This is a genomic window from Streptomyces caelestis, from assembly GCF_014205255.1.
GTDB lineage: Bacteria > Actinomycetota > Actinomycetes > Streptomycetales > Streptomycetaceae > Streptomyces > Streptomyces caelestis.
Window position 1 is genome coordinate 6,587,159 of sequence record NZ_JACHNE010000001.1, and the last position, 15,861, is coordinate 6,603,019.

At 72.3% G+C, this 15,861-nt stretch carries 10 protein-coding genes; 7 read left to right on the forward strand and 3 right to left on the reverse strand.

Annotated features, from left to right (window positions below):
* Positions 1 to 73: 73 nt before the first annotated feature.
* Positions 74 to 544, forward strand: coding sequence for a DUF6099 family protein (locus HDA41_RS30145; protein WP_184993851.1), 471 nt, complete (start codon positions 74 to 76; stop codon positions 542 to 544).
* Between the two features lie 49 nt (positions 545 to 593).
* On the opposite strand, the gene HDA41_RS30150 is transcribed toward HDA41_RS30145, so the two are convergent.
* Positions 594 to 758 (reverse strand): hypothetical protein, encoded by a 165-nt coding sequence (locus tag HDA41_RS30150; RefSeq protein WP_184989505.1) that lies wholly within the window; start codon positions 756 to 758, stop codon positions 594 to 596.
* Between the two features lie 237 nt (positions 759 to 995).
* Here HDA41_RS30150 and HDA41_RS30155 point away from each other — a divergent pair, with 237 nt between their 5' ends.
* Positions 996 to 1,919 (forward strand): LLM class F420-dependent oxidoreductase, encoded by a 924-nt coding sequence (locus tag HDA41_RS30155; protein ID WP_184989507.1) that lies wholly within the window; start codon positions 996 to 998, stop codon positions 1,917 to 1,919.
* A gap of 84 nt (positions 1,920 to 2,003) precedes the next feature.
* Here the strand turns inward: HDA41_RS30155 and HDA41_RS30160 are convergent, their stop codons facing one another.
* Positions 2,004 to 2,816 carry an SAM-dependent methyltransferase gene (locus HDA41_RS30160; RefSeq protein WP_311772163.1) on the reverse strand — a complete coding sequence of 271 codons (813 nt, stop codon included), beginning with the start codon at positions 2,814 to 2,816 and terminating at the stop codon, positions 2,004 to 2,006.
* A gap of 162 nt (positions 2,817 to 2,978) precedes the next feature.
* Here HDA41_RS30160 and HDA41_RS30165 point away from each other — a divergent pair, with 162 nt between their 5' ends.
* The 5 genes from HDA41_RS30165 (at position 2,979) to fxsT (ending at position 14,349) form a co-directional block, all read left to right on the forward strand.
* Positions 2,979 to 4,442: a 3' terminal RNA ribose 2'-O-methyltransferase Hen1 gene (locus HDA41_RS30165; RefSeq protein WP_184989510.1), complete on the forward strand. Its 1,464-nt coding sequence runs from the start codon at positions 2,979 to 2,981 to the stop codon at positions 4,440 to 4,442.
* A complete protein-coding gene (locus HDA41_RS30170) occupies positions 4,439 to 7,003 on the forward strand; it encodes a polynucleotide kinase-phosphatase (protein WP_184989512.1) in 2,565 nt (854 codons plus the stop codon). The genes HDA41_RS30165 and HDA41_RS30170 overlap by 4 nt, the downstream gene beginning before the upstream one ends.
* A gap of 231 nt (positions 7,004 to 7,234) precedes the next feature.
* On the forward strand, positions 7,235 to 8,710 hold the full coding sequence (locus tag HDA41_RS30175; RefSeq protein WP_221511639.1) for a VMAP-C domain-containing protein: 1,476 nt from the start codon (positions 7,235 to 7,237) through the stop codon (positions 8,708 to 8,710).
* Entirely contained in the window at positions 8,707 to 9,786 is a 1,080-nt protein-coding gene (locus HDA41_RS30180; protein WP_184989516.1) for an AAA family ATPase, read from the forward strand. Before HDA41_RS30175 ends, HDA41_RS30180 begins: the two co-directional genes overlap by 4 nt.
* A complete protein-coding gene (gene fxsT / locus HDA41_RS30185) occupies positions 9,787 to 14,349 on the forward strand; it encodes an FxSxx-COOH system tetratricopeptide repeat protein (protein ID WP_184989518.1) in 4,563 nt (1,520 codons plus the stop codon).
* Positions 14,350 to 14,395: 46 nt separating this feature from the next.
* Here the strand turns inward: fxsT and HDA41_RS30190 are convergent, their stop codons facing one another.
* Entirely contained in the window at positions 14,396 to 15,751 is a 1,356-nt protein-coding gene (locus tag HDA41_RS30190) for a cation:proton antiporter (RefSeq protein WP_230299650.1), read from the reverse strand.
* Positions 15,752 to 15,861 lie beyond the last annotated feature (110 nt).

Here is a 15,861-nt window from a genome sequence, read left to right on the forward strand (position 1 = left end):
ACTCTGGGTAGTGAACAAGGGAGTTCGGGCGGACGGACGCGCGGAGCGCGTCGGGACAGGACGGGGGCAGCGCATGGACGCGGTGCGGCTCATCGTGACGAGCAGGCGGTCCCTGGCCGCGGGCGGCGACGTGCCGGGGGTCCTGGCCGAGGTGTGGCAGGCGCAGGCCCTCGCGCAGGCGATAGGAAGTCGTCTCGCGGTCGCGGGCCCGCCCGAACTGCGCGGCGAGGCCCTGGGGTTGACGGAGCTGGCGGGCCGCGGCTGCGGTGTCCTCGACCCGCCCGAACTGGCCCCCGGTGAGCTGCGGGCGGGCCAGCTCACCGAGCTGGGCGACGCCCGCCACACGCTGATGTACCTCGGCGGCCTCCTCGGTGAGGTCGGCATCGCCCTCGTGGGCCTCGCCTGCGCCGCGGACGACGAGGGCACGTACTGGCAGTGCATGGAGGCCATCGACGCGGCGGACGAGTCCCGGGACCGCGTCCTGGAAATGCTCCGCAGACTCGCGGACCGGGAGCAGGCGTTACCGGAGAGGGAAGCGGGATAGCGGCTGCCGAGGCCGGCCCCGGCCCACCCCGGAGCGGACCTCAGCCGACCTACTCCTCCTCGCCCGGCCCCCGGCCGGCGTCCCCCGCCGCCTGAAGATCCGCGTCCAGGGCCGACAGGTCCGCGTTCAACGCCGCCATCAGCTCCTCCATCTGCTGCAACAGCCCTTTCGACTGCCCGGTCCCGCCCTGCTGCGGCACGGTCTCTTCGGACATGACGGCCTCCTCGGCCCCTGGCCCCCGGGGAGGCCGACGCGGGTGACGCCCCGGCGCTCACGGCCGGTGCGGAAGCCGGGGGCTCCGGCTCCGCCCGAGCCAACGATCACCAACGGGGCCGGTCACTGGCCCGGTCACGCGTGACCTGCGGTATGGACGTAATTTCACCCGACCGGGGACCGGGTGGGGCGGGGGTCCGAGCTCATCGTCCCGCGCCCCGGCGTGCAGGATGGGGGCATGGATCTCCGCATCTTCACCGAGCCCCAGCAGGGGGCCACCTACGACACTCTGCTCACCGTCGCCAAGGCCACCGAGGACCTCGGCTTCGACGCCTTCTTCCGTTCCGACCACTACCTCCGCATGGGCACCGTGGACGGCCTGCCCGGCCCCACCGACGCCTGGATCACCCTGGCCGGACTCGCCCGCGAGACCAAGCGCATCCGGCTCGGCACCCTGATGACCGCCGGCACCTTCCGGCTGCCCGGCGTGCTCGCCATCCAGGTCGCGCAGGTCGACCAGATGTCCGGCGGCCGGGTCGAACTCGGCCTCGGCGCCGGCTGGTTCGAGGAGGAGCACAAGGCCTACGGCATCCCGTTCCCCAAGGCGAAGTTCGCCCGCCTCGAGGAGCAGCTGGAGATCGTCACCGGCCTGTGGGCGACGGCCCCCGGCAAGACCTTCGACTTCCACGGCGCCTACTACGACCTCACGGACTCTCCCGCGCTGCCCAAGCCGGCGCAGCAGAAGATCCCCGTGCTCGTCGGCGGCCACGGCCCGACCCGCACCCCGCGGCTGGCCGCCAAGTACGCCGACGAGTTCAACATGCCGTTCGCCTCCGTCGAGGACAGCGAGCGCCAGTTCGGCCGGGTGCGCGCCGCCGCGGAGGAGGCCGGCCGCAAGGGCGACGACCTGACCTACTCCAACGCCCTCGTCGTCTGCGTCGGCCGGGACGACCAGGAGGTCGCCCGCCGGGCCGCCGCGATCGGCCGCGAGGTCGACGAGCTGAAGCTCAACGGCCTGGCCGGCTCCCCGGCCGAGGTCGTCGACAAGATCGGCCGCTACGCCGAGGTGGGCGCGAGCCGCGTCTACCTCCAGGTCCTCGACCTGGACGACCTCGACCACCTGGAGCTGATCTCCTCGCAGGTGCAGTCCCAGCTGCCGTAAAACCCGTACGGCAGGATGAGCGTCCGGCGGATCGACTGGACCACGATCCGCCGGACAGCCGTCCGTCACGGCTTGTGCCGCCCGTCACGGCTTGCGGCCGACCCCCACGTAGAGGGGCATCTCCTCGCCCCCGCCGCCGCCATCGCGCTGTTCACCGAGTCCGGGGTGCCACCGCGCGGACGGCACCACGCCGGGATCCACCAGCTCAAGGCCCGTGAAGAACGCCGAGAACTCGTCGCGGGTACGCACCTGCGCCGCCGTCCCGCCCTTGCGGTACACCTCGACGACCCGCTCCCAGGTCTCCGGGTCGAAGTCGCCCGTCGCGTGGGAGAGCGTCAAGTAGCTGCCGGACGGCAGGGGTTCGAGGAGTGCGCGGACGATCCGGCCGGGCTCGTCCTCGTCGCCCACCAGGTGCAGCAGGGCCACGAGGGACAACGCGATCGGCCGGGTGAAGTCGAGCGTCTCCCGTGCCGCCGCGATGATCTTTCCCGGTTCGCGTACGTCGCCGTGGACGTAGGCGGTCTTTCCCTCCGGAGTGCTGTGCAGCAGGGCCTGGGCGTGCCGGAGGACGATCGGATCGTTGTCCGCGTACACCACGCGGGCCTGCGGGGCGACCCTCTGGACGATCTGGTGGAGGTTCGGCTCGGTCGGAATGCCGGTTCCGATGTCGAGGAACTGCCGGACACCCCGCTCGGCCAGCAGACGGGAGGCGCGGTGCATGAACGCGCGGTTGGTCCGCGCCATTTCCCTGGCGGCGGGGAAGAGGGATATCACCTGCTCGGCCGCTTCCGCGTCGACCGGGTAGTTGTCCTTCCCGCCGAGGTAGTAGTCGTACATGCGTGCCGAGTGGGGTCTGCCGGTGTCGATGGGTCCCGCGCTGGTCCCGGCGTCTGTCACGTGAGGCCTCCGCATCTCCGCGTGCGTGGGCGCTCTTCCTGAATCCCCCTCGAACGCCCGGTCGATCGCGAGGCTAGCGAAAATTCTCGGGTGCTGCCGGTGCCGGCTCTGTACGGTGGGGCGTACCCGCAGTTCAGGCCACTGATCAAAGGTCGACCCACCGTGTTTCTGACCCTCACGACCACCGGCACACCGGAGCGCCCCGCCACCGACCTCGGCTTCCTGCTGCACAAGCATCCCGAGAAGGCGCAGGCGTTCTCCACGTCCTACGGCACGGCCCACGTCCTCTACCCCGAGGCGGACGCCGAGCGCTGCACGGCGGCGCTGCTGCTGGAGGTCGACGCGGTGGCCCTGGTCCGGCGCGGCAAGGGCAAGGGCCGGGGCGGCGCCCCGGACGCGGCACTCGCGCAGTACGTCAACGACCGCCCGTACGCCGCCTCCTCCCTCCTGGCCGTGGCGCTGAGCAACGTGTTCTCCAGCGCGATGAAGGGCGTCTGCAACGCCCGGCCCGAACTGCCCGCCCTGCCCCGGCCGTTGCGCATCGAGCTCCCTGCGCTGCCCGCCCGCGGTGGCCCCGGGCTCGTACGACGGCTCTTCGAGCCGCTGGGCTGGACGGTCACAGCCGAACCCGTGCCGCTGGACACCGAGTTCCCGCAGTGGGGCGACTCGCGCTACGTCCGTCTCGAACTGGAGTCCGCGGACCGCACCCTCGCCGAGGCCCTGCGCCACCTCTACGTCCTGCTCCCGGTCCTGGACGACGCCAAGCACTACTGGGTCTCCTCCGACGAGGTCGACAAGCTGCTGCGCGCCGGTGAGGGCTGGCTGCCCGGCCACCCGGAGCAGCAGCTGATCACCAGCCGTTACCTCTCGCGCCGCTGGTCGCTGACCCGGCAGGCGACGGAGCGGCTGGAGCTGGTGCGGCTGGCGGAGGCGGACGACAGCGAGGTCGAGGAGATCGACAACGCGGTCCAGGCGGAGACCGAGACCGAGGAGCGGCCCACCCCGCTGGCCGTGCGGCGCCGGGAGGCGATCACCGCCGCGCTCAAGGCGTCCGGGGCCGCCCGGGTGCTCGATCTCGGCTGCGGCCAGGGCCAGTTGGTGCAGGCGCTGCTCAAGGACCCGGCGTTCACGGAGATCGTGGGACTGGACGTGTCGATGCGCGCGCTCACCATCGCCTCCCGGCGGCTGAAGCTGGACCGCATGGGGGAGCGCCAGGCCGCGCGCGTCAAGCTCCTCCAGGGCTCGCTCGCGTACACCGACCACCGGCTCAAGGGGTACGACGCCGCCGTGCTCAGCGAGGTGATCGAGCACCTCGACCTGCCCCGGCTGCCCGCCCTGGAGTACGCCGTGTTCGGCGCCGCCCGCCCCAGGACCGTCCTCGTGACGACCCCGAACGTCGAGTACAACGTGCGCTGGGAGAGCCTCCCGGCCGGCCACGTCCGGCACGGCGACCACCGCTTCGAGTGGACTCGCGCGCAGTTCCGGGCCTGGGCGGAGGCGGTGGCCGCACGGCACGGGTACGAGGCCGAGTTCGTACCCGTCGGCCCCGACGACCCGGAGGTTGGTCCGCCCACCCAGATGGCCGTGTTCACCCTGACCACCCCGAAGGAGGCGAAGGCGGCATGACCGACGTACGCACGGGGCGCGTCCTGCCCGTCACCGACCTCTCCCTGGTGGTCCTCGTCGGCGCCTCCGGCTCCGGCAAGTCCACGTTCGCCCGCAGGCACTTCAAGCCGACCGAGATCATCTCGTCCGACTTCTGCCGCGGTCTCGTCTCGGACGACGAGAACGACCAGAGCGCCACCAAGGACGCCTTCGACGTCCTGCACTACATCGCGGGCAAGCGCCTCGCCGCGGGCCGCCGCACCGTCGTGGACGCGACCAGCGTGCAGCCCGAGGCGCGCCGTCAGCTCGTCGAGCTGGCCCGGCAGTACGACGTCCTGCCGATAGCCATCGTGCTCGACGTGCCCGAGAACGTGTGCGCCGAGCGCAACGCGGCCCGCACCGACCGCGCGGACATGCCCCGCCGGGTCGTCCAGCGCCACATCCGCGAACTCCGCCGCTCCCTCAGGCACCTGGAGCGCGAGGGCTTCCGCAAGGTGCACGTCCTGCGGGGCGTGGAGGACGTCGAGCAGGCCACCGTCGTCACCGAGAAGCGCTTCAACGACCTGACCCACCTCACCGGCCCCTTCGACATCATCGGCGACATCCACGGCTGCTCGGCCGAACTGGAGTCGCTGCTCGGCAAGCTGGGCTACACCGACGGGGTCCACCCCGAGGGACGGACCGCCGTCTTCGTCGGCGACCTGGTGGACCGCGGCCCCGACAGCCCGGGCGTGCTGCGCCGTGTGATGACGATGGTGAAGTCCGGCAACGCCCTGTGCGTGCCCGGCAACCATGAGAACAAGTTCGGGCGGTACCTGCGCGGCCGCAAGGTCCAGCACACCCACGGCCTCGCCGAGACCGTCGAGCAGATGGCGGACGAGAGCGAGGAGTTCGCCGCCGAGGTCCGGGAGTTCATCGACGGCCTCGTCAGCCACTACGTCCTCGACGGCGGCCGGCTGGTCGTCTGCCACGCCGGGCTGCCCGAGAAGTACCACGGCCGCACCTCCGGCCGGGTCCGCAGCCACGCCTTGTACGGCGACACGACGGGGGAGACCGACGAGTTCGGGCTGCCGGTGCGCTATCCGTGGGCGGAGGACTACCGGGGCCGGGCGGCTGTTGTCTACGGGCACACACCGGTTCCGGAGGCGACCTGGTTGAACAACACCATCTGCCTGGACACCGGCGCGGTCTTCGGCGGCAAGCTCACCGCGCTGCGCTGGCCGGAGCGCGAGCTGGTCGACGTACCGGCCGAGCGGGTCTGGTACGAGCCGGTGAAGCCGCTGCGCGCCGAGGCCCCCGGCGGGCAGGACGGCCGCCCGCTGGACCTGGCGGACGTGCGCGGCCGGCGGGTCGTGGAGACCCGGCACCAGGGCCGGATCTCGATCCGCGAGGAGAACGCGGCCGCGGCCCTGGAGGTCATGAGCCGCTTCGCGGTGGACCCGCGGCTGCTGCCGTACCTGCCGCCGACGATGGCGCCGACCGCGACCTCGCATGTCGAGGGCTACCTGGAGCACCCGGCCGAGGCCTTCGCGCAGTACGCGGCGGACGGTGTCGCGCGGGTCGTGTGCGAGGAGAAGCACATGGGCTCGCGGGCGGTGGCCCTGGTGTGCCGGGACGCGGAGACGGCCCGCAAGCGCTTCGGTGTGGACGGCCCCACCGGGTCCCTCTACACCCGCACCGGCCGGCCGTTCCTGGACGACGCCTCACTCACCGAGGAGATCCTCGACCGGGTGCGCACGGCGATCGGCGACGCGGGCCTCTGGGACGAGCTGGCTGCATCCAACAGCGCCTCCGGCGCGGGGGACTGGCTGCTGCTCGACGCCGAGCTGATGCCCTGGTCGCTGAAGGCGTCCGGGCTGCTGCGATCGCAGTACGCCGCCGTGGGTGCCGCGTCCGGCGCGGTGTTCCCGGGCGCGCTGGCCGCGCTGGAGGGCGCGGCGGCCCGGGGCGTCGACGTGGCCGCATTGCTGTCCCGCACCCGCGAACGGTCCGCCGACGCCGCCGCGTTCACCGAGGCGTACCGTCGCTACTGCTGGACCACGGACGGCCTGGACGGCGTCCGCCTGGCACCGTTCCAGATCCTCGCCGTCCAGGGCCGCAGCCTCGCCGGACTGCCGCACGACGAGCAGCTCGCCCTGCTCGACCGGATCGTCGAGCACGACGGCAGCGGCCTGCTCCAGACCACCCGGCGGCTGTACGTCGACACGAACGACCCGGAATCCGTCCGGGCCGGTGTCGACTGGTGGCTGGAGATGACCGGCCGCGGCGGCGAGGGCATGGTCGTCAAGCCGGTCGGCGCACTCGTCCGCGACACGCAGGGCCGCTTGGTGCAGCCCGGCATCAAGTGCCGCGGCCGCGAGTACCTGCGGATCATCTACGGCCCCGAGTACACCCGCCCGGAGAATCTGGCCCGCCTGCGCTCACGGTTCCTCAACCACAAGCGGTCCCTGGCGATCCGCGAGTACGCGCTCGGTCTGGAGGGCCTGGACCGGCTGGCCGAGGGCGAGCCGCTGTGGCGGGTGCACGAGGCGGTGTTCGGGGTGCTGGCCCTGGAGTCGGAGCCGGTCGACCCGAGGCTGTGAGCCAGGTGCCGCTCGAATCCGGCCAGGCTTGTCCCGCCTGGGACGATCCTGGCCGGACGTCTTCCTTCTGATCACATTCGTCCCTGGTTAACCGCTGGTTGCCGTGCTAACTTCGCTGGTCGGTCAGGCAGGTGTACCGGCTCAGGGGGAAAGTCGGTGGAGACACACGCGGGGTTCGGCGAACCCGGGGGCGATGCGGGGCGCGCGGAAGGCTTACGGCTGCTGTTACGGATGACCAACGCCCTGTGCGGCCTCGGCTGCATGGAGGACGCGCAGGGGCGGCTGCACTTCGGGGTCGTGCTGGGTGATCTGCTGGGTCGTCAGATCGACCTGCGCGGCGTCAAGTTGCGCGAGGACGTGGTGCTGCTGGTGCGCGCCGCGCTGAACATGCCGGGCGGCGAGCGCGTACTGGTCGAGGTGGTCCGGATCCTCGAAGGAGACCTGGCGGGCGACGAACTCGACCAGCTGCTCGACCAGTGGCTCGCGCCCGCCCCGCCCCCCGCCCTCCAGGGCCCCCTGTCCCGCGGCGAGACGACCCGCGCCCGCTCCCTCCTCGCCCTGGGCGAACTCCCCGCGGCCCGGCTGCGCGACGCCCTGGTCGAGGACCTCAACGGCCTCGACCTGCCCACCGGACTCACCCCGGAACAACTCCTCGCCCACGTCCTGGACTGGAACGTGCAGCCGGACGGACTGCCCCCCGCCGTCCTCCTGATCGACCACGCCGCCCGGCTCGCCGCCACTGCGGGGCACCGCACCGCCCTGTCCGGCTGGGTCGACGGCTGGGCCGCGGAGCACGGCCTGACCGGCGCGCTCGAGGAACGGCGGCAGGCGCGCGGCGCCGTGCGGAGCGACCCGGACATCCCGCGCTGCCTGGTCGTCGCCGTCGAACCCGCACGGGACGGCACCGGCGACATCGTCGTCCGCCCCTGGCTCAACACCGTTCCCGGCCGCTGGGACCCCCAGCCGGGCGAACCCGCCACGACCACCCTCGACGAGCTCGGCACGGCCGTCCAGCGCGCGTTACGGCAGGGCGCCCGCCTGTGGGCGGCGCCCCGCGACCCCGATCCGAGTGGACGCCGGCAGCCGCCGCCGTACATCGAGTTCGTCCTTCCCTACGACCTCCTCAACCACGATGTGGCGGGCCTGACCTTCCGGGTCGGCGACGGGCAGCCGCTGCCGCTCAGCCTGAAATACGGGGTGCACCTGCGCAGTCTGGAGCGGATGCGCACGGACGACGCCCTTGTCCTGGACCAGTGGCGGGAGCGCTGGCACACCCTGCGCGAGCACGGCGTCCTGGTGCACGGCTGGCGCGAACGGGACGGCGGCCGGCTCGGCGAGTGGCAGGCCGGGCTCGCCGGGGAACCCAGACATACGGCGGTGGTGCTCGACGCGCCGGCCGACGTCATGGCCCTGGAGGCCCTCAAGGCCGCCATAGCGGAAGGGATAGGACTCGCGATCTGGGACCGCAGAGGTGTCTTCCGCGAGGAGCGCCGGGAGGTGGTGACCGCCCTGTTCGCCGCGGCGCCCACGCCGGCGAGGATCCCGGTGGCCGTACATCTCCTGCGCAGGAACGCCGAGAGCGAGGGGCGCGGACCCGGTGAACTACTGGGTAGACATATTGGCTTTTTCTGGGACGATCCAACGCGTCCCGTGGATGTTCAGCCCAGCGACCCAGGCGATCTCGCCAGCGAGGAGGCATCGGCATGAGCGCGCAGGAGCAGACGGTTCCGAACGGCTGGCGGATCTTCCACGGCACGGGCAGTGCCCCCGCCGTCCCGCCCGCACTGCCCGAACCGCCGCCCTGGCGCCGGTTCCGCGGCGGCCCGCCGTCCCCCGTGCCCCCGGCCGACCCGCAGGCCGCGCTGCGCCGCCTGGGCCCCGGCGACGTCACCCCGCAGCTGGGCGAGGAAGAGATCGACATCGTCAACGCCGCGCTGCTGCTGCGCCGGCCCCTGCTGATCACCGGCCCGCCCGGCGTCGGCAAGTCCACCCTCGCCTATCTGATCTCGCGTGAGCTCGGCCTCGGCCGGGTCCTGGAATGGAACATCGTCAGCCGCACGACCCTGCGCGACGGCATCTACGCCCATGACGCCATGGGCCGCGCCCAGGCCATCGCGGCCTGGCGGGCGGACGGTCCGGATCCGGCCGAAGGCGCCGCCCCAGCCGAGGACGTCAACACCGCGCTTCCTCAAAAACCTCGTCAACTTCCCCCAGTCCTCGGTGACTTCATCACCCTGGGCCCCCTGGGGACCGCCCTGCTGCCCTACGATCGTCCCCGTGTGCTTCTCGTCGACGAACTCGACAAGAGCGACATCGACCTGCCGAACGATCTGTTGCACGTCCTGGAGAACGGAAGCTATGACGTCCCCGAGCTGGTGCGCGACGCCGCGGACACGGCGCGCGTCCACACCAGCGACCCGGGGGGCCGCGCCGAGGTGCGCGACGGGCGGGTCGAGTGCCGGGAGTTCCCGGTCGTGGTGATCACCAGCAACGGAGAACGCGAATTCCCCGCGGCCTTCCGTCGGCGCTGCCTGCCACTGGAGATGCGCACGCCCAGCCGCGAACAACTCCTGGCCATGGTCGAAGGACACCTCGGAACCCGCCCGCGGGGCACGGAAGACCTGGTCGACCTGTTCGTGCAGCGCGTCCAGGCCGGCGGCACCCACTCCCTGGACCAGTTGCTCAACGCTGTCCAGATGACTACCGCGGGTGGTTTCCAGGCCGACGGTGACGGGCGTAAGCTCGTGGAAATGCTCCTACGCGACCTCGCGAAGGGCCGCTGAATGAAGGGTTATCCCAGGGAGCACGCATCCGGGCTCGGCGACGGATTTCCCCTTTCGGGATCGTCGCCTCCTTCGGCGTTCCCCGAATCCGCCGACGAGGCGACAGAGCACGGAGCACCGGCCCACGCCACCCTGGAACAGCCCGTCCCGCGCTGGCAGGACGTCGCCGACGCCGTCTGGCTCGCCGCGTACTGGAGCCACCACGGAGGCCCGGGCACGTCCCGCCCGGAACCGGCGCCGGGCCGTGTGGCCGCGCCCTCGGCCCCGCCCGCTGTCCGCCCGGAGGGAACGGACGAAGCGAACCGGCCGGAAACGCCCCCGGCCGACGAACCCCGCCCGGCCGGCGCCGCCCCCGACGCCGTAAGCCCCCCGCAGCAGTCCCCCGCCTCCGCCACCCCGGCCCTTCCGGAGGGCCCCGGCGACCAGCCGCGGCCGCGGTTCGCCGCCGTCCTCCCCGAAGAAGCGCCCACCGCGGCCCGCCTGTTACCCGACGCCGAGGGCCGCTACACCCTGCGCCTCGGGCAGCCGCTGCTGCCCGCCGACGACCGCCCGCGGCACGCCCCGGGGCGCACCACCGCCCGGTTCGCCCGCGCCCTGCACCACCTGGCCCGCCGCGTGCCGTCGCGCGACACCCTGGAACTCGACGAGGAGACCACCGCCGAGCAGGGAGTCGTGGACGGCATGTGGATGCCCTTCCTGCGTCCCGCCCGTACGGCGGCCTTCGACCTGGTCATGCTCGTCGACGACGCGCCCACACTGCGGATCTGGGAGGAGTCCACCGCCCGTCTGGCCCAGGCCGCCGAGCACAGCGGCGCCTTCCGGGCCGTGCGCACGGTCCGGGTGAACGTGCCGCGCACCGGGACCGCCACCCTGCGCTGGACCGCCACCCGGGCCGCCGCCGACCCCGCCGAACTCCTCGACGGCCGTGGCGACCGCGTCTTCCTCGTGGTCACCGACGGACTCGCCCACGGCTGGGCCTCGCCCGCCGCCGACGACCTGCTCGGCCGGCTCGCCCATGCCGGCCCCACGGCCCTGGTGCACCTGCTGGCGCCGCATCTGCGCCACCGCACCTCGCTCTACCCGTACCCGGCCGTGCTGGAGGCCGGCGGATTCGGCGCCGCCAACGACGGGCTCGAACACTGGGCGCCGCCCGGCGGCCCCGACCCCCTGCGACCGCTGCCCGACGCGGGCGACGCCTCCGTGCCCGTGCCGGTGCTCTCCCTGAAGCCCGGTTCCCTCGCCGCCTGGGCCGACCTCGTCACCGGGGAGCGCGGAGTGCGCCGCGCCCTGCCGGTCGTCCTGGCCGGCACGCTCACCAAGGGATCGCCCGCGCCCGGCCTGCGCGCCCCTCGCTTCCCGCGCGCCGCCAAGGCCGCCGTGCGCCGTTTCTTCACGCTCGCCACCCCGGCCGCGCGTCGGCTCGCTACCCAACTCGCCGCCGTTCCCTTCGAGTTCGACCTCGTGGAACAGCTGAGGCGGCGCACCATGCCGGAGACCGGACCGGACCACCTCGCCGAGATCCTGATGGGCGGGCTGATCGACTGGGACAGCGGCGGCGAGGGGCGCCCCGAGTTCGCCGACGGGGTGCGCGAGGAACTGCTCGCGACCACCACCCGCAGCCAACTCGCCCACACCGTCAGCGTGGTCGGTGAGCTGCCCGCCGCCGGCGCCCGGGGGGTCGCGCTGCGCGCCGCCCTGCGCGATCCGATGGGCGCCACGCTGCCCGACCCGTCCGAGCGGAGCTGGATGCGGAGTGAGCTCGCCGTGATGCGGGCGCTTTCGGGGCCGTACTCCGAGCGGGCCCGCCGTATCGAACCCGGACTCTCCAGAGCCCGCGGGCCCGGTGCCGCCGAACGAGTGAGTCCTGGAATGTCCGGAATTACACCCTCTGAGGTGAACAGTGCGGATGATGGGGCATCGCCCGACGGAACGGGAAGTCTGCCACCGTCGAACGGCCCCAACGAAGCTGGAGAACCACCCGTGCCACCCCTGGTAACAGACGCCACCCCACAAGATCCCTCGGAGGCTGAGCCCCCCATGCCGACCACCGCGACCGGAACGCCCGCCGCCCTACTGGTGAACGTGCCTCTGCGGAACACGTCGTTCGTCGGCCGGCAGGCGCTGCTGAGGGCCGTGGAGGAGCAGCTGGGCTCGCAGGACACGGCCGCGGTGCTGCCCAACGCCCTGCACGGCCTCGGCGGCGTCGGCAAGTCCCAGCTGGCACTCGAGTACGTCTACACCCATCAGCATGACTACCGGGTGATCTGCTGGATCCCCGCCGAGCGGGAGAGCCTCATCCTGGCCGCGCTGGCCCAGCTGGCGGCACAGCTGGGCGTCGCCCCCACCGGCCAGGACAGCCTCGGCGCCCCGGCCGCCAACACGGCCGTGCCGGCCGTACTGGAGGCGCTGAGCACCGGAAAGCCGTACGACAGCTGGCTGCTCGTCTTCGACAACGCCGAGGACGTCGACGCGGTGCGCGCCTACTTCCCCAGCAACGGCCCCGGGAAGGTCATCGTCACCTCCCGGAACCGGGCCTGGGAGCGGGTGGCCACCTCGCTGCCGGTCAACGTGTTCGAGCGCGAGGAGTCGATCGAGCTGCTCCAGAAGCGCTCGCCCGACCTGTCCACCGAGGACGCCGGCCGGCTCGCCGAGGCACTGGGCGACCTGCCGCTCGCGGTCGAGCAGGCGGGAGCCTGGCGCGCGGTGACCGGCATGCAGGTCGACGAATACCTCGATCTGCTCGCGCAGCGCAGTCCCGAGATCCTGGAGCTCGATCCGGCTCCCGACTATCCGGTCTCCGTCGCCGCCGCGTGGGACATCTCGCTGGAGCGGATCAAGGACAACAACCCCGGCGCCCGGCAGCTGCTCGACATCTGCGCCAGCATGGCCCCCGAGCCCATCCCCAGGGCGATGCTGCGCGGCAGCCGCGGTGTCAACGTCACGCCCGAGGTCGACCCGCTGCTGCGGGAGTCGATCAAACTCAACCGCGCCGTCCGCGACCTCAGCCAGTTCTCCCTCGTCCGGGTGGACCCGCGTTCCGACACCCTGCAGATGCACCGCCTGCTGCAGACCGTGCTCCTGGCCAAGCTGAGCGCCGACGAGCGGGAGCGGATGCGCGACGCCGCCCATCAGCTGCTGTCGGCCGCCAAGCCCGGTCCCCCCGGCTCGTCACTGGAATGGCGCGCGTACCAGGCGCTGCTGCCCCACGTGCTCACGTCCCAGGCCGTGACGAGTACCGACACCTATGTGCGGGAGCTGGTCTTCGACACCGTCTGGTTCCTCTACTACTGGGGCGACCACGTGGGCGCCGCCGACTTCGCCCGCCAGGCCTGGAGCGCCTGGATCGGATCCTCGGGCGAGGACGACATCCACGTCCTGCGGATGACCAAGAGCCTCGGATTCCTGCTGCGGCAGAACGGCCAGGTTCCCGAGTCCATTCCGCTCACCGAGAAGGCCCTGGAGATCTCCCGCCGCACCGACATCGACCCGGAGAACCTGATCGACTCGCTGTGCGAGATGGCCGACGCCCGCGGCTACCAGGGCAGGTTCGATGAAGCGCGGGCACTGACGCAGGAGGCCACCGAGCTGGCCCGCTCCCTGTTCGGCCCGGACGATCCGATGACGCTGCGTGCCACCCACGCCTGGGGCGTCGCCCTGCGGCTGTGCGGCCGGTTCAGGGAGGCGCTGCCGCTGGACCGGGAGAACGCCCAGCAGCGTGAGCTGCTGTTCGGCCCCGCGAGCTTCTTCACCCTCAACACCCTCAACGCCCTGTCCATCGACATGCGGGAGAGCGGGGACTATCCCGGCGCCCGCGACTTCCAGGACGACGCGTATCGCCGAGCGCGCACGGAACTCGGTGAGGAGCACCCGCTCACCCTGCGCATCGCCCGCAATCTCGCGGTCTGTCTCCGCCGTGACGGGGCGCACGACGAGGCGGCCAAGCTCTCGGAGGAGACGCTGCGGCGCTTCATCGCCCGTTACGGCCAGGACCACTTCGACGCCATGTCGACGGCGACGAACGTGTCCGTCGACCGGCGCCTGCGCGGTGACGTCGACGGCTCCCGGGAACTGGCGGAGGTGACTCTGCGGCGATTCGAGCAGCGCCTCGGTGAAGACCACGCGTACACCCTGCTGACCAAGGCGAACCTGGCCGCCACCCTGCGCGCGCTCGGCGCCCTGGACGAGGCTCAGAAGCTGGAGGACGACGCCGCGCGCCGGCTGACCGCGGGGGTGGGGTCCCGGCATGTCACCACGCTCACCGTCGCCCTCGGCCAGGCCAACACGGCCTACGCACGCGTCGACTTCGAGCGGGCGCACGAGATCGACCAGGCCAATCTGCCGCTGCTCGCCGAGATCGCCGGCGAGGAGCACCCGTTGACGCTGTCGTGCATGGCGAACCTCGGTCTCGACCTGCTCGGTCTGGGCCGCAGGGCGGAGGCCGACGAGCTCAAGCGCAAGGCGACGGACGGCTTCGCACGCGTGGTCCGTGCCGAGCACCCGTGGCTGCTGGCGGCCCGCCAGGGCCGCCGTATCGAGTGCGACATGGCGCCCATGCCGCTGTAGGCGGCGGCCTCGCCCGGGGTGTCACCCGTGTGACGCCCCGGGCAGGTCAGCCCGCGTCCGCCACCGGCGTGGGCGGTGCGCCGTCCGAAGGCTGAGGGGGCAGCGGGGCGTCGGCGACGCGGTCCTGGAGCGGCGTGACGGTCCCGGCACGGTCCGGGACGCGGGTCGGCTCGTGGTCCGCCAGCCGGCGGACCAGGAGCAGCAGAGGCTGGGTCAGCAGCGTCGTGGCGAGGGCCATGAAGACCAGCACCGTGTAGAGGGGTTTGCTCACCAGGCCCGCCTGGAGGCCGGCGTTGAGGGCGATCAGCTCCGTCAGGCCGCGGGCGCTCAGCAGGACACCGACGGTCCGCGCGTCGTCACGGTCCAGGCCGCCCATGCGGGCCGCCACCACGCCGCTGCCGACCTTCGTGGTGACCGCCAGCACCGTCACCACCAGCAGCGTGATCCACCCGGTGGCATTCATGTTGTTGAGGGTGACCGACTGCCCGGAGAAGACGAAGAAGTAGGGCACCAGAAGCGAGCTGACCACGTGCAGCGGCCGCAGCAGGTCCGGATCGAGCGTGCCGTCGTCCTGACGCGGGCAGACGATCCCCGCGAGCAGCGCGCCGCAGATGGCGTGCAGCCCGAGGAACTGCGTCACGGACGCCGACGCGCAGGCGAATCCGATCAGCAGTGCCAGCCGCAGGGACGGCTCCGTCCGGGTCCGCCACAGCAGTCTGCGCAGCACCGGCCGGGCCGCCACCAGCATCACAACGGCGAAACCGGCCGCGACCAGCGCCCGCCACTGCCAGCCCAGCGCGTGCCCCCCGCTCTCGCCGTCCAGCATCGTCCCGGCCAGCACCGTCCAGCCGATCACGTCGAGCAGCCCGGCGGCGGACACCGCGAGGACCCCCGGCACCGTGTCGGCCAGACCGTTCTCCCGCACGATGGCCGTCAGTACCGGTACGGCCGTTATCGACAGCGCGACCCCGGCGAACAGCACCATGCCGGTCGTGAGCACGGGCATGTCCAGGGCCCGCAACTGCTCCCGGAACAGCAGCGCGCAGCCGCTCCCCACGACCATCGGCACCACGAACGCCGCCAGCGCCACCGTCACCGCCGTACGCGCCCGGTCGCCGAGGATCGTCAGATCCAGCTCGTACCCCACCGCGAAGAGGAAGACCACCAGGGCGAACTGCGCGAGCCCGGTCAGCGCGATGCCGATCTCCTGGGGGAACAGCAGCTTGTATGCCTCCGGCGCCGTGCTGCCGAGCAGCGACGGACCGAGGGCGATGCCGGCCGTCAACTGGCCCACGATGTACGGCTGTTTCAGCCGCTGTGCCACCCAGCCGGCGCCATGGCCGATCGCCAGGACCAGGGCCGAGGCGAACAGGAAATGCGTGACCACCGCGTCAGCGCTCACTGCGTCCCCCTGTGTCCAGTTGTCGTGGCCGGCGACCGGGCCGTGGATGGGTCCTCGCACGCCTGGTCAACCCCAACCTCCTTAGCGTACTGGTAACTTGACGGCGTACC

Coding starts and splice junctions, on each gene's coding strand:
- HDA41_RS30150 (WP_184989505.1), bottom strand. CDS start 758: ATGTCCGAAGAGACCGTGCCGCAGCAGGGCGGGACCGGGCAGTCGAAA.
- fxsT (WP_184989518.1), top strand. CDS start 9,787: ATGAAGGGTTATCCCAGGGAGCACGCATCCGGGCTCGGCGACGGATTT.
- HDA41_RS30155 (WP_184989507.1), top strand. CDS start 996: ATGGATCTCCGCATCTTCACCGAGCCCCAGCAGGGGGCCACCTACGAC.
- HDA41_RS30170 (WP_184989512.1), top strand. CDS start 4,439: ATGACCGACGTACGCACGGGGCGCGTCCTGCCCGTCACCGACCTCTCC.
- HDA41_RS30145 (WP_184993851.1), top strand. CDS start 74: ATGGACGCGGTGCGGCTCATCGTGACGAGCAGGCGGTCCCTGGCCGCG.
- HDA41_RS30175 (WP_221511639.1), top strand. CDS start 7,235: ATGACCAACGCCCTGTGCGGCCTCGGCTGCATGGAGGACGCGCAGGGG.
- HDA41_RS30180 (WP_184989516.1), top strand. CDS start 8,707: ATGAGCGCGCAGGAGCAGACGGTTCCGAACGGCTGGCGGATCTTCCAC.